At 39.0% G+C, this 25,604-nt stretch carries 22 protein-coding genes; 11 read left to right on the top strand and 11 right to left on the bottom strand.

The annotated features are described in order from the left end of the window. The first annotated feature begins 253 nt into the window (after positions 1–253). Together FJR37_RS01980 and FJR37_RS01975 are read left to right on the top strand one after the other, a co-directional pair. A complete protein-coding gene (locus FJR37_RS01980) occupies positions 254–466 on the top strand; it encodes a type II toxin-antitoxin system VapB family antitoxin (protein WP_039200777.1) in 213 nt (70 codons plus the stop codon). Between the two features lie 55 nt (positions 467–521). Next, positions 522–860 (top strand): PIN domain-containing protein, encoded by a 339-nt coding sequence (locus FJR37_RS01975; RefSeq protein ID WP_268812017.1) that lies wholly within the window; start codon positions 522–524, stop codon positions 858–860. A gap of 361 nt (positions 861–1,221) precedes the next feature. Here FJR37_RS01975 and FJR37_RS01970 read toward each other — a convergent pair whose 3' ends face one another. The 6 genes from FJR37_RS01970 to FJR37_RS01945 form a co-directional block, all read right to left on the bottom strand. Then, positions 1,222–1,626 (bottom strand): PIN domain-containing protein, encoded by a 405-nt coding sequence (locus FJR37_RS01970; RefSeq protein ID WP_039200778.1) that lies wholly within the window; start codon positions 1,624–1,626, stop codon positions 1,222–1,224. Further along, positions 1,623–1,865 (bottom strand): hypothetical protein, encoded by a 243-nt coding sequence (locus FJR37_RS01965; RefSeq protein ID WP_039200779.1) that lies wholly within the window; start codon positions 1,863–1,865, stop codon positions 1,623–1,625. Before FJR37_RS01965 ends, FJR37_RS01970 begins: the two co-directional genes overlap by 4 nt. Before the next feature lie 291 nt (positions 1,866–2,156). Continuing rightward, on the bottom strand, positions 2,157–2,315 hold the full coding sequence (locus FJR37_RS01960; protein WP_160289940.1) for a hypothetical protein: 159 nt from the start codon (positions 2,313–2,315) through the stop codon (positions 2,157–2,159). A gap of 356 nt (positions 2,316–2,671) precedes the next feature. Next, the gene (locus tag FJR37_RS01955; protein ID WP_027401609.1) at positions 2,672–3,922 is read right to left on the bottom strand and encodes a DUF4912 domain-containing protein; all 1,251 of its coding nucleotides are present in this window, start codon (positions 3,920–3,922) and stop codon (positions 2,672–2,674) included. Between the two features lie 553 nt (positions 3,923–4,475). Next, positions 4,476–6,764 (bottom strand): IMS domain-containing protein, encoded by a 2,289-nt coding sequence (locus FJR37_RS01950; protein WP_168465144.1) that lies wholly within the window; start codon positions 6,762–6,764, stop codon positions 4,476–4,478. A 251-nt stretch (positions 6,765–7,015) separates the two neighbouring features. Further along, complete coding sequence (locus FJR37_RS01945; protein WP_053539375.1) at positions 7,016–7,324, bottom strand: DUF3067 family protein; 309 nt, start codon at positions 7,322–7,324, stop codon at positions 7,016–7,018. 355 nt (positions 7,325–7,679) lie between these two features. On the opposite strand from FJR37_RS01945, the gene petC reads away from it, so the two are divergent. From petC to glp, 3 genes are all read left to right on the top strand, one after another. Further along, entirely contained in the window at positions 7,680–8,219 is a 540-nt protein-coding gene (gene petC, locus FJR37_RS01940; RefSeq protein WP_027401612.1) for a cytochrome b6-f complex iron-sulfur subunit, read from the top strand. Between the two features lie 106 nt (positions 8,220–8,325). Then, a complete protein-coding gene (gene petA, locus FJR37_RS01935) occupies positions 8,326–9,327 on the top strand; it encodes a cytochrome f (RefSeq protein ID WP_039205164.1) in 1,002 nt (333 codons plus the stop codon). A gap of 538 nt (positions 9,328–9,865) precedes the next feature. After that, a complete protein-coding gene (gene glp / locus FJR37_RS01930) occupies positions 9,866–11,083 on the top strand; it encodes a gephyrin-like molybdotransferase Glp (RefSeq protein WP_039205161.1) in 1,218 nt (405 codons plus the stop codon). Positions 11,084–11,195: 112 nt separating this feature from the next. Here the strand turns inward: glp and FJR37_RS01925 are convergent, their stop codons facing one another. The 4 genes from FJR37_RS01925 to FJR37_RS01910 form a co-directional block, all read right to left on the bottom strand. Then, positions 11,196–11,591 (bottom strand): hypothetical protein, encoded by a 396-nt coding sequence (locus tag FJR37_RS01925; protein ID WP_039205159.1) that lies wholly within the window; start codon positions 11,589–11,591, stop codon positions 11,196–11,198. 258 nt (positions 11,592–11,849) lie between these two features. Beyond that, on the bottom strand, positions 11,850–13,694 hold the full coding sequence (ftsH3, locus tag FJR37_RS01920) for an ATP-dependent zinc metalloprotease FtsH3 (RefSeq protein ID WP_027401619.1): 1,845 nt from the start codon (positions 13,692–13,694) through the stop codon (positions 11,850–11,852). A 287-nt stretch (positions 13,695–13,981) separates the two neighbouring features. Beyond that, positions 13,982–14,767: a hypothetical protein gene (locus FJR37_RS01915; RefSeq protein WP_027401620.1), complete on the bottom strand. Its 786-nt coding sequence runs from the start codon at positions 14,765–14,767 to the stop codon at positions 13,982–13,984. A 145-nt stretch (positions 14,768–14,912) separates the two neighbouring features. Continuing rightward, positions 14,913–16,127, bottom strand: a complete 1,215-nt coding sequence (locus FJR37_RS01910; protein WP_039200295.1) for an acetate kinase — start codon at positions 16,125–16,127, stop codon at positions 14,913–14,915. 610 nt (positions 16,128–16,737) lie between these two features. Here FJR37_RS01910 and FJR37_RS01905 point away from each other — a divergent pair. Beyond that, entirely contained in the window at positions 16,738–18,096 is a 1,359-nt protein-coding gene (locus FJR37_RS01905) for a DNA methyltransferase (RefSeq protein ID WP_039200297.1), read from the top strand. After that, the gene (locus tag FJR37_RS01900; RefSeq protein WP_039200298.1) at positions 18,096–18,920 is read left to right on the top strand and encodes a hypothetical protein; all 825 of its coding nucleotides are present in this window, start codon (positions 18,096–18,098) and stop codon (positions 18,918–18,920) included. The genes FJR37_RS01905 and FJR37_RS01900 overlap by 1 nt, the downstream gene beginning before the upstream one ends. Before the next feature lie 119 nt (positions 18,921–19,039). Here FJR37_RS01900 and FJR37_RS01895 read toward each other — a convergent pair whose 3' ends face one another. Then, positions 19,040–20,383 carry a DEAD/DEAH box helicase gene (locus FJR37_RS01895; RefSeq protein WP_039200299.1) on the bottom strand — a complete coding sequence of 448 codons (1,344 nt, stop codon included), beginning with the start codon at positions 20,381–20,383 and terminating at the stop codon, positions 19,040–19,042. Positions 20,384–20,658: 275 nt separating this feature from the next. Here FJR37_RS01895 and FJR37_RS01890 point away from each other — a divergent pair, with 275 nt between their 5' ends. From FJR37_RS01890 to FJR37_RS01875, 4 genes are all read left to right on the top strand, one after another. After that, on the top strand, positions 20,659–21,783 hold the full coding sequence (locus tag FJR37_RS01890; protein WP_168465143.1) for a DNA cytosine methyltransferase: 1,125 nt from the start codon (positions 20,659–20,661) through the stop codon (positions 21,781–21,783). Positions 21,784–22,038: 255 nt separating this feature from the next. Beyond that, entirely contained in the window at positions 22,039–22,725 is a 687-nt protein-coding gene (deoC, locus tag FJR37_RS01885; protein WP_039200300.1) for a deoxyribose-phosphate aldolase, read from the top strand. 116 nt (positions 22,726–22,841) lie between these two features. Beyond that, positions 22,842–23,771, top strand: a complete 930-nt coding sequence (recO, locus tag FJR37_RS01880; RefSeq protein WP_053539367.1) for a DNA repair protein RecO — start codon at positions 22,842–22,844, stop codon at positions 23,769–23,771. Continuing rightward, positions 23,758–25,374, top strand: coding sequence for an MFS transporter (locus tag FJR37_RS01875; protein WP_371416083.1), 1,617 nt, complete (start codon positions 23,758–23,760; stop codon positions 25,372–25,374). The genes recO and FJR37_RS01875 overlap by 14 nt, the downstream gene beginning before the upstream one ends. The last annotated feature ends 230 nt before the right edge of the window (positions 25,375–25,604 follow it).

Below are 25,604 nucleotides of genomic sequence, written 5' to 3'. Positions count from 1 at the left end.
AAAGATGAAAAATGATAATTACAATCACAGTATATTATCTATCATCCAAAAATTGCCATTTTTCCTAAACAATCAAACAACAACATCCTGAAAATCCTTTAATCCTGGACATCCTGATTCAGACAAAAAAATTCTCAAAATCCCCACATCAAATAAACAACAACATCCTGAAAATCCTTAAATCCTGGACATCCTGATTCAGACAAAATAGTGTATAATACACATATCTATACACATAATCCACCTAAATATCATGCGAACCAATATTGAACTTGACGACGGATTAGTAGAAGAAGCATTTCGTTTAACTAACGTGCGAACCAAAAAAGAATTAATTAATCTAGCATTACAAGAACTAATTCGCGTTCGTAAAAAACGGAACTTACTTGATTTAAGTGGACAAATTCAATTTACTCCTGACTACGACTATAAAGCATTGCGAGAAAATCGAAATGTTTCTGATTGATACTTCCGTTTGGATAAATGTTTGACGCGATAAAACAGGAGTTGCACGTCAAAATATCCAGACACTTATCAAAGATGAAAATGTCTTTCTGACTCGATTTACCCAAATGGAATTATTACAAGGTTGTCGATATGAAAGGGAGTGGATATTATTGCAAACCTACCTGCAAGAACAAGACTATATTGAAGCAACTGATAATACTTGGGTTTTCGCAGCACGAATTTATTATGATTTACAAAGACAAGGGTTAACTGTTAGAAGTAGTATAGATTGTTGTATTGCCCAAATAGCAATAGAAACCCAGCTAACCCTAATTCATAATGATCGTGATTTTGAGACTATTCAACAAGTAAGACCTCTGCTATGTTTGCGTTTTCCATCTTCTGGAAATTAATAATTAGCACCAAATTAAAGGAGGTACAGGATGGTAATTTGTAGGTTATTGGTGGGATGCTGAAATTGTAATTGTCTGATAGCGTAGCGTGGCGCAAGCCATATTAGGATGTCCAGGACACCCTTCGGGAAGTCAAAAGTCAAAAGTCACAAGTCAAAAAATTATTGATTTTCAAAAGGATGTAGTGAATATTGAGATATTATAAAATACAGTTACACCAACAGTCAACAAATAACAACAAATAATTTAACGGATAATTTATTATCTAACATCCTAAAATCTGTACTTCTCATAGACAATCAAAAAACAACATCCTGTACATCCTCTAATCCTGGTTATCCTGATTCAGACAAAAAACATCCTAATCAAAAATAGAAATTACTTTAATACCAACTACTTTGTGCATCGGTTTTGTTTTTTTCTCAGTAGTAATTAACTCCTCAGCACCAACAGAAAAAGCAGCAGCTACATGAAGTGCATCCATAGCAGCTAACCCATACTGAGAAGCAATTTTATAAGATTCTTGTACAATATAAGTTAAATCATTTGCCCAATAAATAACATCGCCAAAAAACTCCTCATAAAATTGATATTCTTCCGTTTGCTGATGATAAACTGCTTTAGGACTTACCTCCAATCTAACAAACTCACTAGCAGCAAATACCCGTTGTGAGTCTGATAGTATTTCTAATGCTTTTTCTGCAATTAAACCAGTACCATTGGTTGCACTCAGTAACACACCCGAATCAATATAAGTTATAATCATGCTTCTATACCTTGTATTCCACCTCTACGATCAGCTAATTCTTTTTCTATTTCATCTGCATTTAATAATGGTTTACCAGATGCAACAATTTTAGAGCGAATTTGTCGCAAACGTTCCCCCAAAGGCGGTTTTTTCGCAGTGGTTTTCAATTGCATAAATTCCACAAATTTTAAGACTTCCTGTTGTTTATCCTGGGGTAAAGAGCGCCATTTCGTTAATAATTCTTGTTCTGAAATCATTGATTTTTACCTAATTCCGTTAATTCTCTTAAACCTTATTTTCAATAATAGCAAATCTCACATCAAATTAAACCATGATTTTATACATTTTGAGACAGTTTATATTTACGACGTTGTTCTTTTTGCAAAATCATCAAAAGAACGAAATCTTCGTGCTTCAAAATCATCTAAGTAGGTTAGCATTGAAAATCGTCGTTATGGCAAGGCAAGAGGCAAGAGTGAAGAGGGTTTGGGCGATTTTACTTTTCGTTACATATTTCGGTTTTTTTCCGTTCACCTACTTAATCCTTGCTAAATACCTTGAATAGCTGCTTGTGAGTCTTCTAATTCCCAGTCTAGGATATTTTTTAATAATTCAGCCGCAACTAAACTAATATCTTTTCCTTGTTGTGCTGCTTTTTCGCGTAGTCTTGCTTCTAGTTCTGGAGTTAGGGAAATAGCGATCGCCATAACTGTATATTTTGATGAAAGTTTATAAATATTATAACATCCTGTAAATCCTAAAATGCTGGATATCCTAATTCAGACAAAAAAATCCTCAAAATCCCCACATCAAATCAACAACAACATCCTGAAAATCCTCTAATCCTGGAAATCCTGATTCAGACAAAAAAATCCTCAAAATCCCCACATCAAATCAACAACAACATCCTGAAAATCCTCTAATCCTGGGTATCCTGATATGGCTGGCGCCACGTTACGCTATCAGACATTGTTGATTTTCTTTCCATAAAAAACCCGCTACAGTAATCCTATAACGGGTGAATTTATTAATTGCAGTTATGGTTAATCTTCAAATACAGAACTTATACCATCCATTCCAAAACAGCTTCATCCTTAGTATTAGTATTACGAGAAGGTGTTTCGCGCTCAAACTTCATGTGAATAGAACGGGTTTGTTCACCATCAGCCGCAACAGCTAAAATTGGGTAGTCAATTAAACCATCTTGGAAAGACATTTGGAAGCGGAATGTACCATCGGAATTAAGTTTAATGGGACGACCACCAATGGTTACAGTTGCATCAGGTTCGGTTGCACCGTAGACAATCAATTCAGCATCAGCAACTAACCAGAATTTGCGAGGACGCGCAGGAACAGCAGAAGCGGAGAAACCGGACATTCCCACACCGGACATAGTTAAACCAGATACGGTAGGAATAGCCCACATACCTACACCAGATGGGAAAACGTAGGAACTGAGAGCTTGTTCGGGAGCAGCAGAACCGGGGACGTGCTGCATAGAACCGAATATAGAACCTGCAACCCGTTGAGCTTCAGCGGATTCTGCTAGACCAAAGATTTGTTCGTAAATGGGATTTCCACCACCCGCAGCAGCAGTAGCAGTAGCAGTTGGTAATTTCTTGGATGGGGGAACTAGTTCGTAGAAGGTCTTACCACGTAGGTCTTCTTCAAAGTCTACGGTGATGAAGACATCTTCAATCCAGTCAGCAGGATAGACGGGGGGAATATGCACTCTCGCGGAACGCGCTAATACCAACCAACCACCATCAGCGGTGCGATAACCGACATCTATCACATAATCGCGATCGCTCACGGGAATTGGCAAATACCATTCTCTCGCTAGTTCATCAGCAGGGTATTCTTGAATACTGTGGGGACTTTGATAATCTAGATCAACATCAGTGACATCATAAATCCGCAAAGCTAGGGTTTGTCCACCTTGACGACGCAGTGCTTCTTTATGGTCGTTAGGAATATCCCAGTAAGTGTAAGCCCATTGAGGATCACGAGGTAACAGAACAATCCGACTGTCACCATAACCAGCTGGTAAATCTGCTAGTGCTTCATCAACATCAGCGAGAGAACCACCAGTTCGATCTTCTTGACCTAACTCAAATTTTGCTGCTTCCACGGTTTCTTGTGCCTCCAGATTAGGGGATGAACTGAGCGAGAATTTACTATTTTGAACGTCTTCAATTGATGCTAATAACTGCGATTTACGCATTCTGCTATAACGAGATATACAGTATTCACTGGCAACTTTGCGTAATTGCCGTAAGGTCATCTCTTCTAGCGGTGGGCGTTCCTTTGCCATTTATTTGGACTCCAGTAGTTTGAAAGGTAAATTATTGTTTCCGGGTTAAAAAAGTTTGATTAAATATCGTCTACCCAGATTTTTTTATTCCTGACTCCCGGTTTTGCCCCAGTTTTAAATTTGTTTACTGTTTGTTTTTTATTAAGATACCAACTCATCGAAATTCCTGGTTATGCCGTTGTTTTGCATTTATTGAGGATTGCAAAGAGTTGTTAAGTAAATATTAACCAGTAAAACTATCTAGGGATCAAGGGGTCTAAAGATAGGTTTTACTATATTTCACGTAGTTATCAGCCCTGCGGGGATCAATATGTCATGAAATTTTAACATAGCGATCTCAGTCAGGGCATGAGTGTCAAAGTTTCATGACATTAAGGGAAGAGTCAGGAGGTAGGGGCGCGGGGCCCGCGCCCAGTCAGGAGTCAGGATGAAGAAAGAAATTTTTCCCCTCTTGCCTCTTGCCTCTTGCCTCTTGCCTCTTGCCTCTTGCCTCTTGCCTCTTGCCTCTTGCCTCTTGCCTCTTGCCTCTTGCCTCTTGCCTCTTACCTCCAACTTACAAAAAATTCTGAATCACGGACATTTTCTGAATCAGCCATTTGCCTTCTTTGCGAACCAAATCATAACGAACCCGCAAGTTTTCACTAGAAGACTTTTGCTGCTGACTATTTCGATAGAACTTAGTAACTTCTTGTACCTGAGCGTCTACAGATACATAATCTTTGTCCGTTCCCTTGTTAGAGACAGTGACTATTTCCACATTATGCTTGTATTGGCGATGGCGTTGATCTTCTTGTTCTTGCTGGGCTACTGACTGCCATTGGGATAAAACTGCACCTGTTAAAATTTCCTTTAAACCATCAATGTCATGATTTTGCCCCAAAGCTGAGGTTTTGGCAGATAACCAAATTTCAATTACTTCCTTTGCTGTTTCCTTGGTCAGTTCTTCATTATTGGTGGCTTCAGGTTTGCTGTTCGGGTCAGGAATGTTGATGGGTGGTTGATTTAGTTGTATTGCTAACTGTTCTCCCTTCAATGATGGACTAGGAAAGAAGATGTTTTTGACTAAGCCAAAAGTTGTTGATACTAATAACGAAAGAATTAATACTCCTCCCAATGAGAAAAAAACTAACCAAACTAAGCGTGTTTTTGGATCTAGACTACTGAGAAAATTAGCTTGAGACTGGATGAATCGCTGGGGAAGTGTATTAGCAGTCGGTTTGCGTCTTCTGCGTTTGGGAGACTGCTGGTTTGTTACTGCCGTCGGATGATCATTAACTGGATGTGTTCTTCTGTTTGGGTTTGCTGCTGTTAAGGGTATTTGTGATATTTGATTTCCCTCATTTCCATCTGTTGATGGATGATTCCACCTCGGTATAGAACCCTGGGAAGATTCAGGTTGAGGTCGAGGATGGGTTTCTGGTAACTCAGGATTGACTGGTTGATGATGTTGTGGTGTTTGTGTGGTGTTATTATTATGGTGACGGTAATGATGAATATCTGGCTGGGGAAAGGATTGATGGTTAATTACTGCCCATTCATTGGTAATTTGGGCATCGTTGGGTAAAGATTCTAGATAAGCTTGAACTTGTCTATCAGCAAAGTATTCTTTTAACGAGGCTTGCTGTTTTGCCAAATCTCGAAAGTGGGGAAATACTTCTTGCTGTAACCATTGTTCACTGTATAAGCATAGTCCGGGTAATAGGTCTGGTGAGTCTTGCGATTTTTCCCGAATAAAAGCTAAGGCTTCATATTCTTGACTTAGTTCTAAGACACGGGTGGCTTCTTCCGTTTGTCCCATGAGTAAAGCACAAAGGGATTGTTCTAAATGCACGTCTTGGCGTTTGCCTAATTGCATTAATAGTTGCTTGGCTTGACGAATTAATGCTGGTTGGCGTTGGGCAAAACCTCTGGCGATTAAGGAATATACTGCTAAATATGTAGCCACGGCTGAGGGGCGTTTACTTTCTAATTCAAAGAGTTTATGCTGTTCTGAGACTGTTAAATAATGGCGAATTTGTTGGATAAATCGTAAAAAGTCATCTATGTTAAGTCCTGATTGATCGTTGCCTGTGCCATCAATGCCACCACGATCTTCTAAGATACTTTGTAATAATTCTAATCCTTGCCGACGTTTGGGAATCTGTGTTTGTGGTAGTGCTAATAGTTCCAAGATGCGATAGGGACGCAGTTTGTAAAGATCAGCGGTCATTTCGGCGCGGACGCTGGGAAATAAGCCTTCCCGTGCTAATAACTCCTCACCAGTTTCTAAAGATATGGCGGCATTTTCATAGTGACCTTGCTGCCATTCTTCCCGTCCTAGTTCTAGGCAAGCTAGGGAGACGGTGAGGATAATGTCTGGTAGGTCTGGGTTTTCAGGAGTTTCTGCTTGGGTAGTACGATGACCTGTTTTGAGACTAATTGGACTAGGTTTATTAACTAGGTACGGGCGACCGAGTTTTAATACTAATTCATATTCTCCTAGTTCCTGGAGTATTAACAAAGAACCAATAAATCGCTCTGGGGTGATTTCGATGCTGAGACTTTGAGCATCTTGGTCTTTGGGGTTGGTATCTACTAGATTTTCCTGTGAACCTGTGTCAGCAGTTTTGCTAGGAGTATAAACGTGAGCCAGATAAAGCTGATCGTAGGCTTTGCGCTCATCGGTATTTAATAAAACCATATAAGCTTCTTCAATCAGCTTCTTGCGAGAAGATATAGATGTAGTCGAATATTCCCGTCGGGGCAATTGGACAATGCGATCGCTGTATGCCTGTCGCAATTGTTCCTCATTTGCCACCAACGGTAATCCTAGAATTCGGTAATAATCGAGCGGAATTCGCACAGCTTACGTCCCCTGCACTGTGTTCTCGTAGCATCTCGTAAAAATTAACATAATTTACCTGGAGCGTTCCAGGCTTCTAAAACCGTCCCATAATCATAGCCTGATTAATACCGTGTTGACCTAGTACAATAAGTGTAGATAGTAACAGATATCTAATTCTTTGCCGTTAATTTTTTTATATCTTCAGTTTAATGTCACTGAATCAGGAGTTAGGAGTCAGGAGCAAACCCTTATTACCTATTACCTGATTTTTAAACAATCCATTCTGAAGCGCGTTCACCCAAATCAAGAGGTATGCTAACCGCTTTCCCAAGACGAGGACGCTCTTTAGTTTCTAGAATAAAAGTTTGTACTTGTTGTATTCCGCCTAAAGCATTAAGATAATTGGCAATGCTGTCCAGATGATCTTGATAATCTATTTCGCTCATGGGGAAAGAAGCTTGTCCAAAGTATTTCCACATGATTTGCAGAAATATTTTGCCTTGGGTGCGGCGAAACTGGACATCATAAGGTTGTCCCCATTTATCAATCAACAGTTGGCGTAATTCCTTTCCGGTCATAGTAATTTTAGATGTTAGATTTTGGATTTTGGATTTTGGTAATTGGTAATTGGTAATTAGACAATTATTTCTCCCTACCCCCTACCCCCTACCCCCTGCCCCCTTCCTTGTTCCCTATTCCCTGTTCCCTTAGCTTATCTAGATTTTACATTTAGTTATGATATTAAGTTCCGTGACTCCAGTATGATAGGGATATAAAGAAATGTAATGCTAACGGAAGAGATGCTCACTATGTCTTGCAACTAAGAATTATGGCATCGCTATGAGCGTTATGATTTCAATTCAGATGAGAGTGGCTCTTGTGCTGGTACTCTTGTCAAAATGATTAATAAATTACACAAACAGCGCGGAGATTATGGCTCAATTTTCAGAAATTACAGACGTTCCCGATATGGGTCGTCGTCAGTTTATGAACCTGCTCACTTTCGGGACTGTTACCGGGGTGGCGTTGGGTGCATTGTACCCTGTTATTAACTACTTTATCCCTCCTGCTAGTGGTGGTGCTGGTGGCGGTACTGTAGCCAAGAATGAACTAGGTAATGATGTTAGTGTTAGCAAGTTTCTGGATAGTCATAATGTAGGCGATCGCACTCTGGTGCAAGGACTCAAGGGAGATCCTACCTATATTGTGGTGGAAAGTAAAGAAGCGATCGCTGACTACGGGATTAATGCTATTTGTACCCATTTAGGTTGTGTTGTACCTTGGAACGTGGCTGAGAATAAGTTTAAATGCCCTTGTCATGGTTCACAATATGACGCTACTGGTAAAGTAATTCGTGGTCCTGCACCAAAATCCTTAGCTCTAGCCCATGCCAACGTAGAAGACGACAAAATTCTACTCACACCTTGGACAGAAACCGATTTCCGCACCGGGGATGCCGCTTGGTGGGCTTAATGCATTAGTCTCCAGTCAACAATCTAGGGCTTTTTATCAACTCTTGACCAATGACTACTGACCAATGACAAATGACCAATAACCACTGACAAATGACTTTATAGAGATGAGAAATGCCCTTACACCTGCGAAATTAACTCGCACTGCTAAAGCAATGGTTAAGACATTGCTAATAGCGATCGCTACTGTTACCTTTTTATTCACTAGCGATATAGCCGTCCCACAAACTGCCGCTGCCTATCCCTTTTGGGCGCAACAAACCGCTCCTGCCACCCCCCGCGAAGCCACAGGGCGAATTGTTTGCGCTAACTGTCACCTAGCTGCTAAACCCACAGAAGTAGAAATTCCTCAATCTGTACTTCCTGACACTGTATTTAAAGCCGTTGTCAAAATCCCTTACGATACCACTGTGCAACAAGTTGGCGCTGATGGTTCTAAGGTTGGTTTAAATGTTGGTGCTGTATTAATGTTGCCCGAAGGCTTCAAGATTGCCCCAGAAGATCGCATTCCTGAAGAAATGAAAGCAGAAGTGGGTGATATGACATTCACCCCTTACAACGACAGCACAGATAATGTTGTCATTGTTGGTCCATTACCCGGTGAAGAATATCAAGAAATCGTCTTCCCAATTCTTTCTCCTAACCCCGCCACAGACAAAAATATCCACTTTGGCAAATACTCTGTTCATGTAGGCGGTAATCGCGGACGTGGACAAGTTTACCCCACAGGTGAGAAGAGCAATAATAACTTATTCAACGCTTCTGCTGCCGGTACAATTAGCAAAATTGCTCAAACAGAAGATGAAGACGGTAACGTTAAGAATCTAATCAGCATCACAACCGCAACTGGTGATGTCGTTACCGATACAGTTCCCGTTGGACCTGAATTAATTGTGACTGAAGGACAGGCCGTTGCCATTGGTGATGCTTTAACCAACAACCCCAATGTTGGTGGTTTTGGTCAAAGAGATGCAGAAATTGTTTTGCAAGACTCTTCTAGAGTTACATGGTTAGTTGCCTTTATCTGTTTAGTGATGATGGCACAAATCATGCTAGTTCTCAAGAAGAAACAAGTAGAAAAAGTTCAAGCTGCGGAAATGAATTTCTAAATCATAACTATGATTGGTGTGATTTATTTGATTTAGATACTTCATAAATCGGAAAAATCACTGTTGAGAATGATTACAAATTCTTTGCTAGATCATCGGTTATTTGACAGGCTTTTTGCCTGTCTTTTTTCTTATCATGGGCAATAAACTGATCAAAGTTCTCAAATCCAATGTTTATTTGCTATAGTCCCCCCCTTTCCCCTTGTAAAGGGGGAAACAATAAAAATCTAGTTCCCTCCCATTTATAAGGCTATCGTGTACACACAAGTTAAATTACCCCCCTTGTAAATAAATGGGGAAAACCGGAAGAATTAGTTCCCTCCCCTTTGCAAGCCCCTTTGCAAGGGGAGGGTTAGGGAGGGGTAATTTGAGGAATAATGGTGATTCGATAACTTGTGTGTACACCGTAGCCTTTATAAAGGGAGGGTTAGGGAGGGGTAAAACATTTAATACAGCAATCATGACTTTTCAGACAACCTCTCAATAATAAAAGTTAATTAATCTTAATTTCTAACAGTAACTAACTAAATCATCCACTATGTTATCCGTTAAAGATGCAGAAACGATTATTTTCAATCATGTTCAACCTTTGCATGATCTTGAAATTGTTGATTTATTGACAGCATTTCACCGAATTTTAGCAACTGCTGTAATTAGTTCTTTAGATTTTCCCCATTGGGATAATTCCGCAATGGATGGTTTTGCAGTGCGTTATGAAGATGTGCAAAATTCCACTTCTGAAAATCCGACAATTTTAGAAGTTGTCGAAGAGATTCCCGCAGGATATCAACCTCAAAATACTATTCAACCAGGACAAGCAGCAAGGATTTTCACTGGTGCAATAATCCCAAAAGGTGCGGATACTGTAGTTATGCAGGAAAAAACTAATTTAGAGAAAAACTGGGTTTCTATTTTTTCTGCACCGCAACCGCAGGAATTTGTTAGACACCAAGGAGACTTTTACCAAGCAGGAAAAGAACTTTTACCAGCAGGAATTCCCCTCAATGCAGCGGAAATTGCTATTTTAGCGGCTGCACAATTGCCAGAAATCAGTGTTTTCCGTCGTCCGCGAGTGGCAATTTTTTCAAGTGGTGACGAATTAGTAACACCAGAACAAACCCTAAAACCTGGACAGATAGTAGATTCTAACCAATATGCTTTAGTTGCTTTGGTGAGAGAATTGGGTGCAGAAGTGTTAATGTTAGGAATTGTTAAAGATAATCAAACTGCTTTAACAGAAACTATAAATTACGCCATTAATCATGCGGATATAGTTCTTTCTTCTGGTGGAGTTTCCGTAGGTGATTATGATTATATTGATAATATATTAGCATCTTTGGGGGCAGAAATTCATTTTCGCGCCGTGCAAATGCGTCCAGGAAAACCTTTAACATTTGCTACATTTCCCAACTCCCTTTATTTTGGTTTACCAGGAAATCCCGTTTCTGCATTAGTGACATTTTGGCGATTTGTAAAACCGACAATTAAAAAACTTTCAGGAATTAATCGAGGTTGGGAAAGTAAATTTATCAAAGTAAAATCCCATTGCGAATTAAAATCTAACGGAAAAATGGAAACTTATATTTGGGGTAATTTAAAATTAAATGATGGTATTTACGAATTTCATCAAACAAGTGGTAACTTAAATTCAGGGAACTTAATTAACTTATCCCAAACTAATGCTTTAGCAATTTTACCATTGGGAAAAACCTTAATTTTACCAGGAGAAGAAACCTTAGTTTTGCGAATAGGATAAAATAAAATGAACTCTCTGCGACTCTGCGCCTCTGCGTGCAAAAATAGATTACTTTCATAAGTCTAGCTATATTTTGTTGGGTTTCACTTCGTTCTACCCAACCTACAATTTTCTAGAATGAAATAAACCTGATTATTAAATTGTTTTGATTAAGCGGAAGCATAGGAGAATCTATATCTAAAAGCCAATTTTCATCAATCAATTCTAGATTTTCATTATAGATAAGAACTAACTCACCTATATTTTCCAGAAAATTCATAAGAGAAAATTTGAGTTTTAGAAAACGGTTATCTTGGGTAATACCCACAAAACTGCTGACTAATTTTGCTTCTATGGGGTGAGGTAAAGTAATTGATTCATAATATTTATCCTGTTCATCCCAATAACCATTTATTGTATAACAGCATTGTTCAAGATGTTTTTGAACAAGAGAATTAGTATCTAAATTTTCTAATATCTCAGTTAAATCTTGCCAGATTTGGTGATTTTTCAATTTAAGTGTAGTCATAATCTATTCTAGATTAATGTTGTCTTACAAAACCAGGAAAATGTAATATACCATAAAAAAATGTCCCAAAACTGACGCAAAAAACCTCTCTATTTTTTCTCTCTCTGTGTCCTCTGTGCCTCTGTGGTTCGTTTTAAAAAAAGAGTATTAGGCTTAACTAAACCGTATGGGATTTTAGCATCTTTAACGTTCACAAGAAACTAAAAAGAGTAATTCCAGAAAAACCAGAATTACCCTTTTTAGATATTTAAGAAAAAACTACGCAAAAGCTGCCATTTTCACATCGTTATTACCAAGGATTTGTTGTAATTCCTCAGCGTCAACGGTTTCTTTATCTATCAGCATTTGAGCAATTTCATCTAAAACCTTGCGGTTACTGACTAATACTTCTTTAGCTCGAATGTAAGCCGTATCAACTAACTTCCGCACTTCTTCATCAATAGCAGCAGCGGTTTCTTCTGAGAAATCGCGTTCTGACATAATATCTCGGCCTAGGAACATATTTCCCTGTTGACGACCCAGGGCTACTGGACCCAAGCGATCGCTCATCCCAAACCGAGTTATCATTTGTTTAGCTACTCTAGCCACTTGCTGTAAATCATTAGAAGCACCAGTAGTCACTTCCTCTTCACCAAAAATGATTTCTTCAGCCAGACGACCACCTAAAGCCACAGCCATTTGATTTTCCAAATAAGCACGGCTATATAAGCCAGTGTCCATGCGGTCTTCACTAGGAGTAAACCAAGTTAAACCACCGGCTTGACCACGAGGAATAATGCTAATCTTTTGCACAGGGTCATAGTCAGGCATTAAAGCCCCAACTAAAGCGTGACCTGCTTCATGGTATGCAACCAAAGTTTTGCGCTTTTCGCTCATTACCCGGTCTTTCTTTTCGGGTCCAGCTAATACACGGTCAATTGCATCATTAATTTCATCCATCGAAATTTCAGTTAAATTGCGACGGGCGGCTAAAATTGCGGCTTCATTCAACAGGTTAGATAAATCTGCACCGGTAAAACCAGGAGTCCGGCGGGCAATTTTATCCAAGTCTACATCTTTAGATAAAGTTTTACCACGGGCATGAACTCTGAGAATTTCACTTCTACCAGCGTAGTCGGGACGGTCAACCACAACTTGACGGTCAAAACGACCTGGACGTAATAAAGCAGCATCTAATACATCAGGACGGTTGGTAGCAGCAATAATAATAATACCAGTGTTACCTTCAAAACCATCCATTTCCGTTAGTAACTGGTTGAGGGTTTGTTCCCGTTCGTCGTTACCACCACCTAAACCAGCACCCCGTTGACGACCTACTGCGTCAATTTCATCAATAAAGACGATACAAGGAGCATTGGTTTTCGCTTGTTCAAATAAATCGCGGACACGGGAAGCACCCACACCAACGAACATTTCCACAAATTCAGAACCAGAAATTGAGAAGAAAGGAACACCTGCTTCTCCAGCAACAGCCCGCGCGAGGAGGGTTTTACCTGTACCAGGAGGACCAACTAAAAGTACACCTTTAGGAATTTTTGCACCAATAGCGGTAAAGCGATCGGCATTCTTTAAAAAGTCTACAACTTCATTTAATTCTAATTTGGCTTGGTCAATACCCGCAACGTCACCAAAGGTAACTTGAGTTTGGGGTTCCATTTGCACCCTGGCTTTAGATTTACCAAAGTTCATAGCTTGGCTACCTGGTCCACCTTGTGCGCGACGGAGGAGGAAAAATAAACCAACTAACAGCAATACAGGGAAGAATAAGCTGCTGAGAGCCTTAAACCAGAATCCTTCGTCTGCTTGAGGTAATACGGCAATATCAACACCTTTATTTGTCAGAGTATTGATTAAATCTGGGTCATTAACTAAGGTAACAATCTTTTTGTTAGGGTCATATTTAGGTGTCACCAAGGCTGTAGACCGGTCGGAACTTAAACTGACTCTCTCAACTCTGCCTTTTTCGACTTCTTGGATAAATTGGCTGTAGCGCCATGTTTCTCGGCTTTGAGGTTGTTTGTCAAACAATGCCGTTCCTAGCGCAATAACCACTATAAAAAGGAGCGCGTACAGCCCCGTATTTCGCCATTTTTTATTATTCACCGATGTTGATTCTCCTGTACTTGTTTGCTGCTTATACCTAGCTTCTCTAAGGAAGAGGACATTATGATAATTATGTTAACTTATCTTAATATATCTTAAAATAATCCTCCTGTCACAATAAAAATAATCTGTTCTACCCTACAGGCCTAAAAGATGAGGATAGTAGAAATTCTATTGTAGCGATTCTTTGCGGGAGTCAGGAGTCAAGGAGTCAGGAGTCACCGAGTCAGGAGTCAGGAGAAAATTACCCAATGACCAATGACCAATGACCAATGACCAATGACCAATCAATCTTTTTCTGGTGGTCTAATACTAACTGTGCCGTCGGCATTTGTAACGACCTTTCCTCCCAAGGCTTCAATTTCCTGAATTGCTCGGTTGCGAGTTTTTTCATCTACATTATTGTTTAAAACCATTGCCCATGTAGCCACTCGTGCTGCTTTACTATCAGGATTTTTACTCAGAAAATTGGCAGTTTTTTGAGAAATAAACGCTACTTGCTTACCTTCTTCATCAGTATAAGTGCTTGCCCACTCTGCGGCTTTGAGAAAAGATTTTTTTGATGCCTGAGCATTACCTAAAAATAATAACTCATCTGTGCCTTTGTAGCGCCAGATATAGTATGACCTGGGGGGAATTTGTGGTGATAAAGATTTTAATCCTTTTTCCATTAAAGCTATAGTTCTATTTGGCATACCACCGTATAAAGAACTACTTATAGAAAGTCCTAAATAAGCTTCCAAGAAACGTGGATCACGGTCTAAAATAACTTCAAAATACTCTGGGCTGATACTGTATCCGGTTTTATCTCTGGCTTCATTATCACCGAAGAATTGCAAAAAATCAATATATACCCAATCGGCAATGAAATTTTTATAACTAAAACTGGGGATAGCCTCAAGTAAGTTTAAGCGAAAACTTTCTTTCTTGAGGTCTTTTTGGAGAGCTTCTACGGAAATAGATTGTTTATTAATTAATAGTTTTTGCAGTTTTGGTATTTGCATTAAGCTAATACTGACAATACAAAAGCAAGCAACTAATGGCGTGGTAATAGCTTCACGAGATAAAAACATAGTGGGGGAGTGGGGGAGTGGGGGAGACATTTCTTTCTTCTGAACTCCTGATAGCGTTCACGTGGTGTGCCGAAGGCATAGCGTGGCGTTAGCCATACTCCTGAATGGGCGCAGGCCCTGCGCCCCTACCTCCTGAACTCCTGTATTATTGTTGCAGCAATTTCCAACATTGTTGAGCTATTGACCAATCTTCTTGAGTTTCTATGACTAAGATTCGTACTGTGGAATCAGATGTGGCAATATCAATATCAATAGGTTGTTGCTGATTTTTCGCCAAGTCAATTTTCAGTCCTAAAAATCCCCAAGCTTCACAAGCAGCTTGACGGATTGCTGGGGAGTTTTCGCCGACTCCAGCGGTAAAGACTAAAACATCTAAACCTGCTAAACTAGCCAGCATTGCCCCGATACCAGCCCGGAGGCTATGTACGTATATATCCCAAGCTAGTTGAGCGCGTTGATTACCTTGGTCTTTTGCAGCTATCACTTCCCTTAAATCACTAGATATTCCAGAAATACCTTTTAATCCTGAAGCTTTATTTAACACATTATCTAATTCGTGACTAGAGTAATTATACTGTTGCAATAAGTAAATCAAAATCCCTGGATCTATTGAACCACTGCGGCTACCCATCATTAAACCATCTAGAGGAGTAAATCCCATTGTTGTGTCAATACTGCAACCATTTTTGATGGCGGCTAAAGAACAACCATTACCTAAATGACAGGTAATTATTCGCAGAGATTGTAAATCTTGACCAAGAATTTCCGCTGCTCGATTGGCACAATACTGGTGACTGATGCCATGAAAGCCATAACGACGGATACCCTGTTCAACTAAATGATAGGGGATGGGATAGATAGCTGCGGCATCGGGTAAAGTGCGGTGAAATCCAGTATCAAAAACTGCTACTTGGGGGATATTCCCTAGACTATTTTCAATGGTTTCAATACCAGCTAAAGCGGCTGGATTATGGGCTGGGGCTAGATTACATAAGTGAGCGATCGCCTGTTTAATTTTTTCCGTAATTATTACAGCTTCTTGGTAATCTTGTCCACCATGTACCACTCGATGTCCTACCACATCTATGGCTGCTAAATCATCAATTACCTTGGTTATGCCATTTGTAAGAGTAGATAACAAATGAGTAAATTGCACCTGTCGGGAATCATCAGCCAGAGTTTCTTGCAGTTTTGTACCAGTAGCGGTTTTAACTGTAATTTCTGCCTGATTTTGGTTTTCAGTCCAATTTATTTTTCCTTCCCAAAGAGGTTGGGGGGCTAAATTAGGAATCGGGGATGTCATGTCGTACAGACAACTCTTTTGGCTGCTAGAACCGGCATTGAGGATGAGTATTTTCATAAATTCCAATTTAATTAATATTCTCCATCAGGATGCAGTTTACCAGCATCAGCATAAACTGATTTTGACCAAGGCTTTAAAGTGGGAACGGCAAAAACGTAATTTTAGTATTCTGCTGTGGAATAATAATCAACGAAAACCCGAAATATCAGTAAGGAAGAGGTTCAATTGCTGATGCAAGATTGCATAAACGAGCGACCTCCCGTTTCACGTCTTCCTCAGTATGCACCAATTTACTATCTCATCCGCTCCGTTATCTACAGGAAGTGTTACAGACAATGTATAATCTAAAAAGTGAACATTAAAATGAGGCTAGTAGTCTATCAAGCTTGAAATTGTGAGCTGTTAAATTTTATAACCGTTTGTTAGCAATACTTTCAAACTTCGTGAACACACAAAATTAATACTGACAAACCACTAGTTTGCCTGATCAATTGTTATAACCTTGATTACCCATTTTTTTGACTTAAGTAGGTGAACACAATAAAACCAAACTGTGTAAAGAAACGTAAAATCGCTGAAAACTTCTTTACTCTTGCCTCTTGCCTTGCTATAACGACAATTTTCAACGCCAACCTACTTAGATAATTCATTTACCAGTGTAGCCCAGATGGAAACTATTAAGCAGTTAAATTTATTTTCTGAAATTGAAGATATAAATAGTAAAAACGAAATCGAAAATTGGGGTACATTTAAGGATAGTTTAAAAGCACCCGTCCATCGTTGGTTCACTTATCCTGCTGGCTTTTCTTATAAAGCTGTCATTCATTCAATAGAACGTTTTGGGATTACGTCAGATATGGTTGTTTATGATCCATTTATGGGATCTGGTACTACAAATTTAACTTGTAAGAGCTTGGCAATCTCTTCATTTGGTGTAGAAGCTCATCCGTTTGTATACAAAATTGCGAAAGCAAAAATGAACTGGGAAATAAATTATCAAGAAGCTGTAGTTTTTATAAAGAAGGTAGAAAATATCTTTATAAAAAAATTAGATGAAACCATAAATAAACAAGAATTTAGTATTGAAAATTGTTTTCCTGAATTGGTGATTAAATGCTACTCAAAAAATACTATTGAAAAACTTTATATACTCAAGAATATTTTGGAAGCTGAAGGATTATCAGAATCAGTATTCGATTTTTTCTATGTGGTTATTACTGCACTGCTTAGAGATGTATCTAGCGCAGCTACAGGATGGCCTTACATAGCACCTAAAAAGTTGAAACCAACTTCTTCCGATAAAGAAGTTCTGGTTGAGTTCATTAAGCTATCATATCAAATGCTAAAAGATATTAGAAATATAAAACAAAGCTCATCTGAAAATCATCAAAAATCAACGCATAACCTTTTCAATGCAGACTCAAGAAATACAGAAATGTTTATTAAAAATCAATCTGTAGATTATGTATTTACTTCACCTCCTTATCTAAATAACTTTGATTATTCAGACAGAACAAGATTAGAACTATATTTTTGGGGTGATGCCAAGAATTGGAAAGAGATATCAGATAATTTCCGCACCAAGTTAATAACATCAGCAACTACTCAAGTATTACGAGGCGATTCTCGGTACATTTTGTTAGATGACTTCAAAAAAGAATGTGATAAAATTACCAATTTCATCCAAACTTCTGCCCATAAACTTGCTGAATTAAGAAAAAGTAAAGGCGGGAAAAAGAGTTATGATCTCATGGTAATTGGATATTTTAACGATATGTATAAAATCCTTAAAGATGTTTATAGAGTTCTAAAACCTAATACTAAAGCATTATTTGTATTAGGAGATTCAGCCCCCTATGGTATACATATTCCTACCGATAAATTAATTGGTGAAATTGGAGTTTGTATTGGTTTTGATAACTATAAAATGGAGGTATTGAGGAAGCGAGGAGATAAGTGGAAAGATAATCCTCAACGACACAATATTTCATTACAAGAATCAATAATAATTTTGGAGAAAAAATAGTGTCGGAAAAATATATGTCGGTTGAAAATTTTGCTAGTGCTATAGGTGAAGCTATTGGTGCATCTATGGAGAAAGCACTTGAAGAAAAACTAATTGAAATAGCAGATTTATATGGTTGTCATTATTTAACTTCTGGTGTAAGAAACACAAAGAGTGGAACGAAAGTAAAGAAGCTATTAATGTCAGATAACTATGGGAATGAATATGATATTGACGGAGTTTTTGCTAATGAAAATATGCAGCCGTTAATTTTATTTGAATCAAAATATATAAGATACAAAAAACATAATAGAGATAAAGCAAGCTGGATTTGTAACGCTCATTCTGCCGTGAGACGAAGATATCATAGTATAAGAAGTTCCATAGCTGTTTTAGCAGGTAATTGGAGTGGCTCATCACAAGCTATGATGAAAAGCAATGACATAAACTTATTTTTCGTCCCATTTGAATTGATTTGTGCATTATTGCTAGAAGTAGGTATTGAATTCTATTGGGGAGAAAAAGAAAAAATAAAAGCAAAAGATGCTTGGTATAAGTACAATAACCTCACCTTTGAACAAAAAACTTTAATAGGAAGAAAAATGGTAAGTTTAATAGAGGTGCAGTTAATTTCATTGATTGAAAATATCTTAGATGAATCAATTGAGCGACAGGTTAAGAAAATTGTCGTGGAAATTGTTTCCAGCTTAGGAGAAGTCAAAGTTTTTGAGTTTAATACTATAGACAATGCACTTGAATTTTTAGGACAAGATGATTTAAAAAATGTGTTTCTAATAACAGATTCTCTTTCATTATTTGATCCACCGCCAATCTTTGATGAATAAAATTTAGATGTTAGATTACCCCGTGATATCAATCCGTAAATATGACATTCCTGTAACTTAAGTAGTGATTTTGGTGTTGGGTTGTACTTTGTTCAACCCAACCTAAGAGAAATCAGCTATTACCTACGTTTACCAGAACGACGTGGTGTAGGAGAACTAGAACCGGGCTTTTTATCCCCTGCGGCTGTGCGTGAAGAAGGCTGTCTAGGTGATTTTGAAGAAGCAGATTTAGGAGCAGAACGACGAGTCCGCTGATTTCCACCACCACCAGAAGGAGCTTTGCGTCCATTGGGAATTGGTTCAGCTTTAATTTCTGGGTTGACTCCAAAACCATCTACCACTTCTTTCGGTAAACGCTGCTCAATGAGTTTCTCAATATCCGCTAACAAATGATGTTCATCAACACATACAAGGGAAATCGCTTGACCTTCCGCACCAGCGCGTCCAGTCCGACCAATGCGATGCACATAATCCTCTGGGACATTGGGTAAATCGTAATTAATAACGTGAGGTAGTTCGCTAATATCAAGACCACGCGCAGCAATATCCGTTGCTACCAATACCTGCAAAGTCCCATCTTTAAACTTGGCTAAAGCATGAGTTCGCGCTCCCTGGCTCTTATTACCGTGAATAGCGAGCGCTTGAATGCGATCTTCACCCAACTGCTTCACCAACCGGTCAGCACCATGCTTGGTGCGGCTAAATACTAATACTTGATACCATTTGTTTTCTCGAATTAGATGAGAAAGTAATTGGCGTTTGCGTTCTCTGTCTACATGATAAACTTTTTGTGATACCGTTGCCGCAGTCACATTTCGGCGTGCGACTTCAATCATGGTCGGGTTATTTAGTAACCCAGCCGCAAGAGTTTTAACTTTATCAGAGAAAGTTGCAAAAAATAGCAGATTCTGCCGCTGTTTAGGCAAAAGTGAAAGAATACGCCGGATATCATTAATAAACCCCATGTCCAGCATTCGGTCTGCTTCATCCAGTACCAACACTTCCACACGGGACAAATTCACAGTCCCTTGTTGCACATGATCTAACAATCGTCCTGGAGTTGAAACCAAAATATCTACACGGGTTCTCAATTTCTGTTTTTGGGGACCAATACTCACTCCCCCAAACATCACCATTGAATTCAAATTCAAATATTTACCATAATCACGGACACTTTCTTGCACCTGTGCAGCGAGTTCACGAGTAGGAGTCAGAATTAAGGCGCGAATTGGCGGAAATCCATGAGAATTACTAGAAATGCCCTTATTTGCAGACAAACGATGTAACAAAGGCAGAGTGAAACTGGCAGTTTTACCAGTACCCGTTTGCGCTCCAGCCATAATATCACCACCGGACAACACCACAGGAATAGCCTGTGTCTGGATTGGTGTAGGTTTATCATATCCCCGCTCAGTGACAGCACGAACAATTTCCGGGGACAAGCCGAGATTAGAAAAAGACATAGAACTCCAAGAATAACATCGGCCTGTCGCCAATCACGGCTTCAGTCTTAGGCGGACGAATGGTTTAAAATACACAAATGGGCAATAAGCACCAAGACTAGGGGCAAATCCCACAGCCTCTGATCATAGCAGAATTATGGTGAAATCTGAACCTCTAGGAATTATCCCTTGTGCTACTTGTACCAATGTTAGTATAAATACGCTAAATATTCTTTGTAAAATCAATATAATTCCTAAGAAAGCTAAACAAAAAATTAAACCGTTCATAATGTCAAATGTCTACCCCCCTTATCTTCTCATTCTTTTCCGGTTCAGGCTTCCTCGATTTAGGTTTTGAAACCACAGGCTATAACATCGCTTACGTTAACGAAATCTTCCCTCCATTCATGTCCGCATATCGCTATTCACGGGAAATTCTCCATCTCCCACAACCTGAATATGGATATCATCAAGAAGAGGCCGCAGACGTAAGTAAATTAATAGTAGGAACACCAGCACAACGATTAAATGAATTAGTCAAAGATTCTCGTAAATCAAATAATGTAATTGGCTTTATTGGTGGTCCACCCTGTCCTGATTTTTCAGTTGGTGGTAAAAACAAAGGACATTTAGGTGATAATGGCCAACTTTCATTTGCTTATGTTGAATTAATTTGTCAAAATCTACCTGATTTCTTTTTATTTGAAAATGTTAAAGGTTTGTGGAGAACTACAAAACACCGTTTATTTTTTGAAGAACTAAAAATTAAATTACAAAAATTTGGTTATATCTTAACAGAAAGGCTAATTAATTCTATTGAATATGGTGTCCCTCAAGATAGAGATAGAATTATTTTAATAGGCTTTCAAGCTAAATTTCTCAAAGATATAAAAATCAAAGATGAATTTACTTTTCCTTGGGAAAACCATATTTTATATCCTCAAGAACAAGTATTTACTTATGCTTGGCATAAAAGCCAACCATTTCAAGAAGATTCCATAATTCCTTGTCCTAAAAATATTCCTGAAAAACTCACTGTTGAATATTGGTTTAGAAAAAATCACGTTCTCAACCATCCTAATGCTCAACATCATTTTCAACCAAGAGCAGGTAAAACAAAATTTGCTACTATTGCTGAAGGAGATGATTCCAAAAAATCATTTAAACGTCTGCACCGGTGGCGTTATTCTCCCACAGCTTGCTATGGTAATAATGAAGTCCATTTACATCCTTATAAAATTAGACGTATTTCTGTGGCCGAAGCCTTAGCAATTCAATCTTTACCCGTTAATTTTTCCCTTCCAGAAAATATGTCACTTACGAATATGTTTAAAACCGTTGGTAATGGTGTTCCCTACTTAGCAGCAAAAGCCTTAGCACAAACTATTCTTGACTTTTTAAACACTGGTTCGCAAGAATAAGGGCGCAGGCCCTGCGCCCCTACTTTCTGACTTCTCTTGATATGTAGTTTAATATATAAGAAATACTTTAATTTTCATCAAGTTTAATCAACTGGCGTTGCTGAATTGAGGTATGAAATTGAAAAATCAAAAAAATGAAACTCTTACTCTCTGCGACTGGAGCGCCTCTGCGTGTTCGCGCAGCGTGCCGTAGGCATAATAAAATCATACTCTTAATCAGCAACGCCAATCAACTTTACACCAAAAACAAAAACGATGGCAGCAGACTATCCAAATATTGATATTGCACCATTTATTGATCACTCTCTGCTATTACCAATTGCCACCCCAGAGCAGATTAGTCAATGGTGCGACGAAGCATATAGATATAACTTTGCAGCGGTATGTGTAAATCCCTGCTATGTCAAGCAAGTAGCAGAACTTCTCTATAAAAAAAATCCTCAAGTTTGTACAGTCATTGGTTTTCCCAATGGTGCAAATACTTCAGCCGTAAAGTTATATGAAGCTAAAGAAGCAGTAGACAATGGTGCTACTGAGTTGGATGTAGTTATTAATTTAGGGTGGTTAAAAGCGGGAAAAACAGAGGAAGTTCACCGAGAAATTGCCACAATTTGTGAAGAAGCTGGACAACCTGTAAAGGTAATTTTAGAAACTAGCCTCCTGACGGATACAGAGAAACAAATCGCTGCGGAACTGGCTTTGGATGCTGGTGCTGCATTCTTAAAAACTAGTACAGGTTGGAATGGTGGCGCAACTGTAGCTGACGTGAAGCTTTTGAAAGAGATAGCAAAAGATCGTGTAGGCATCAAAGCATCAGGAGGTATTCGCACTCATAATGATGCTTTAGAGTTAATTATGGCTGGTGCGACTAGACTAGGTACATCCCGCGGTGTGGATTTACTTCGTCAACGCAATTACCCAGAAAAAGAAAAGAGTGAGTAGTCAGTCGTCCTTTGTTTAGCTGTTCTTTGTCAGTTGTCCTTTGTCTGTTGTTCTTCCTTTACTACTGACCACTGACCACTGACCACTGACTACTGACTACTAACTACTGACTAAAAATGAGCAAAACCTACAAAGCAACTGGTATTAATCTCAAGGCGCAAGCGCTGGGCGAATCTGATAAAATAGTTACAATTTTAACTCAAGAATTTGGGTTAATTCGGGCAGTTGCGACGGGAGTACGGAAACAAAACTCCAGCTTGGGGGGGAGAATGGGGATGTTTGTCATTAATGAATTACTCATTTCCCAAGGACGAAATCTCGATAGAATTACTCAAGCTGAAACTATCAAAACTTATCCGGGTTTATCTAAGGATTTGGGTAAATTAGCTGCTAGTCAATATTTAGCGGAAATAGTTCTGTGTCAAGCGTTAAGCGAACAACCGCAAACAGAAATTTATGAGTTATTTAATGAGCATCTTCAGCGGCTAGAGGATATACCAAAAATAGAAATAAACTGTGTAGTTGCCTATCTAGCTCAAGGTGTATTTCAACTTTTATCCTTAGCGGGACTAACACCACAAGTAGAGTCTTGTTGTTTAACTCAACGGCTTTTAACCCCAGACTGGACAAATCCCCATTGGCAAGTTGGATTTAGCATTCCTTCTGGTGGCATAATTTGTTTAGACGCTTGGAAAACCTTGCGAACAGAAATAGAGCAGGAGAAACGGGAAAATAGGGAAATGACACAAACAAGCCAGACAAATGTTTCCAATCCCCAATTCTGGTCTTCTAACCCTAGTTACGAAACGGTTTTTCACCAGCAGGAGTTACCAATTATTTCTCGTCGGTTGAATGGGAAACAACTGGTTATGCTTCAACATCTGTCGGAAACAGAGATAATACAAATAGATGTAGCCGACTATTCTGGATGGTTAGCTGTTGAGCAAATTCTACGCCAGTATGTTCAGTATCATTTAGGACAACCTATTCGCTCTGCCACTTTGATTGATTCCTATTTTGCCGCCAACCATGATGCAATCGTCTGATTTAAATAAAAAAAGCCGAACTCACTCACCTAGCGACGCTAAAAAAAAGCATAAAGCATCAGATCATAATGTTGCTTCTGCTCCTAAACTTAGTCATATTCATAGTCCAGAAATGTCACTACGAGATGTTTCTGAAGATGGAAATTGCCCAGCAGAAATTCCATTAACTGATATTTCTCAAGAACCAGAAATAAAATCTGATCCATTATTAAAAGGTGCGGAATTGAATGGTAAATTAACGACGGATTTAACGCCGGAAACATTGCCATTAATAGATGCCGATTCTGGGGGTACGGATTCTGCAAATAATCAACAGGCGGGGTTTTTACCTGTATTAAAAAACCCTAATTTTCTCGCTCTTTGGGCGGGTCAAGTTTTCTGTCAATTAGCTGATAAGGTTTATTTAGTATTGATGATTGCTTTGATTAATAGCCAGTTTCAAGCTAGTGATCAAAGTATTAGCGGTTGGGTTTCGGCTTTAATGATAGCGTTTACAATTCCTGCCGTATTATTTGGCTCTGTAGCTGGGGTATTTGTAGATCGTTGGTCAAAAAAAGTTGTTTTGGTAGCATCAAATATTTGGCGTGGTATTCTGGTTTTACTTATTCCTACCCTGTTATGGTTAACCCATGATTGGCAGCCTGTTGGCGTTTTGCCTGTGGGTTTTTTGATTATTTTAGGGGTAACTTTTTTGGTTTCTACCTTAACACAATTTTTTGCTCCAGCAGAACAATCGGCTATTCCTTTAATAGTCAAAGAACAGGATTTGCTTTCAGCTAATTCTCTCTACACAACGACAATGATGGCTTCGGTGATTGTGGGTTTTGCGGTAGGAGAACCAGTGTTGGCATTAGCAGACGGACTGTGGAGGCAATTAGGCGGTGGTGGGGGATTGGGTAAGGAAATTTTGGTGGGTGGCAGTTATGCGATCGCTGGGTTAATATTATTTCTACTACAAACTAACGAAAAACCCCATCCCCCGGAAACAGAATTTCCCCATGTTTTGTCAGACTTGCGCGACGGGTTACGTTACCTCCAAGAAAATCATCGCATCCGCAATGCTTTATTACAACTAATTATCCTATTTTCTGTCTTTGCCGCCCTGACTGTGCTGGCAGTTCGTATGGCAGAAATTATTCCCAATCTGAAAGCCTCTCAATTCGGCTTTTTATTAGCATCTGCTGGTGTTGGTGTGGCTATTGGGGCAACAATTCTCGGACAATTTGGACAACGCTTTTCCTATAAACAACTGAGTTTTTGGGGTTGTCTAGGTATGGCAGGATCTTTAATTGGTTTATCACTGTTCACCACTCAACTTTTACCCGTGCTGCTATTTATAGCTTTGGTGGGAATATTTGGGGCTTTGGTGGGTATCCCTATGCAAACTGCAATCCAAACCGAAACACCCCCAGCTATGCGAGGTAAGGTATTTGGACTGCAAAATAACGTGATTAATATTGCTCTTTCTCTCCCCTTGGCTTTAGCAGGTGTGGCGGAAACTTTTATCGGCTTAAAAGCAGTATTTTTTACCTTAGCTGCGATCGTCTTAGTTGGCGGTCTCTTTACTTGGTATAATTCTGGTGAGTCCTCAAATGGCAAATAGCCAAAAACTGCATCAAACTATTGGGTTTCGTGCTAAACTTAATCCAGCAAGATGCAAAATACTTGCTGGGAATCAACCAAATAATCAGCATATTAATTTGTAATCAAGTTAAAAACTTTATGAATTATTAGCATTATCAATAAAGCTATTGATTGTTTAATTGCCCAGATTATTTAGGTTTTAAAGTTAGAGATATCTGAGTTTTTGTGAATACCAAAAATTCGGCTATA

This window comes from Aphanizomenon sp. UHCC 0183 (assembly GCF_009712065.1).
Lineage (GTDB): Bacteria > Cyanobacteriota > Cyanobacteriia > Cyanobacteriales > Nostocaceae > Dolichospermum > Dolichospermum heterosporum.
Note: the sequence above shows the minus strand (reverse complement) of the source record. Positions and strands in the feature narration are given on the sequence as shown.

Coding starts and splice junctions, on each gene's coding strand:
- FJR37_RS01980 (WP_039200777.1), top strand. CDS start 254: ATGCGAACCAATATTGAACTTGACGACGGATTAGTAGAAGAAGCATTT.
- FJR37_RS01970 (WP_039200778.1), bottom strand. CDS start 1,626: ATGATTATAACTTATATTGATTCGGGTGTGTTACTGAGTGCAACCAAT.
- FJR37_RS01965 (WP_039200779.1), bottom strand. CDS start 1,865: ATGATTTCAGAACAAGAATTATTAACGAAATGGCGCTCTTTACCCCAG.
- FJR37_RS01960 (WP_160289940.1), bottom strand. CDS start 2,315: ATGGCGATCGCTATTTCCCTAACTCCAGAACTAGAAGCAAGACTACGC.
- FJR37_RS01955 (WP_027401609.1), bottom strand. CDS start 3,922: ATGGCAAAGGAACGCCCACCGCTAGAAGAGATGACCTTACGGCAATTA.
- FJR37_RS01945 (WP_053539375.1), bottom strand. CDS start 7,324: ATGACCGGAAAGGAATTACGCCAACTGTTGATTGATAAATGGGGACAA.
- petC (WP_027401612.1), top strand. CDS start 7,680: ATGGCTCAATTTTCAGAAATTACAGACGTTCCCGATATGGGTCGTCGT.
- petA (WP_039205164.1), top strand. CDS start 8,326: ATGAGAAATGCCCTTACACCTGCGAAATTAACTCGCACTGCTAAAGCA.
- glp (WP_039205161.1), top strand. CDS start 9,866: ATGTTATCCGTTAAAGATGCAGAAACGATTATTTTCAATCATGTTCAA.
- FJR37_RS01925 (WP_039205159.1), bottom strand. CDS start 11,591: ATGACTACACTTAAATTGAAAAATCACCAAATCTGGCAAGATTTAACT.
- FJR37_RS01915 (WP_027401620.1), bottom strand. CDS start 14,767: ATGTTTTTATCTCGTGAAGCTATTACCACGCCATTAGTTGCTTGCTTT.
- FJR37_RS01910 (WP_039200295.1), bottom strand. CDS start 16,127: ATGAAAATACTCATCCTCAATGCCGGTTCTAGCAGCCAAAAGAGTTGT.
- FJR37_RS01905 (WP_039200297.1), top strand. CDS start 16,738: ATGGAAACTATTAAGCAGTTAAATTTATTTTCTGAAATTGAAGATATA.
- FJR37_RS01895 (WP_039200299.1), bottom strand. CDS start 20,383: ATGTCTTTTTCTAATCTCGGCTTGTCCCCGGAAATTGTTCGTGCTGTC.
- FJR37_RS01890 (WP_168465143.1), top strand. CDS start 20,659: ATGTCTACCCCCCTTATCTTCTCATTCTTTTCCGGTTCAGGCTTCCTC.
- deoC (WP_039200300.1), top strand. CDS start 22,039: ATGGCAGCAGACTATCCAAATATTGATATTGCACCATTTATTGATCAC.
- recO (WP_053539367.1), top strand. CDS start 22,842: ATGAGCAAAACCTACAAAGCAACTGGTATTAATCTCAAGGCGCAAGCG.
- FJR37_RS01875 (WP_371416083.1), top strand. CDS start 23,758: ATGCAATCGTCTGATTTAAATAAAAAAAGCCGAACTCACTCACCTAGC.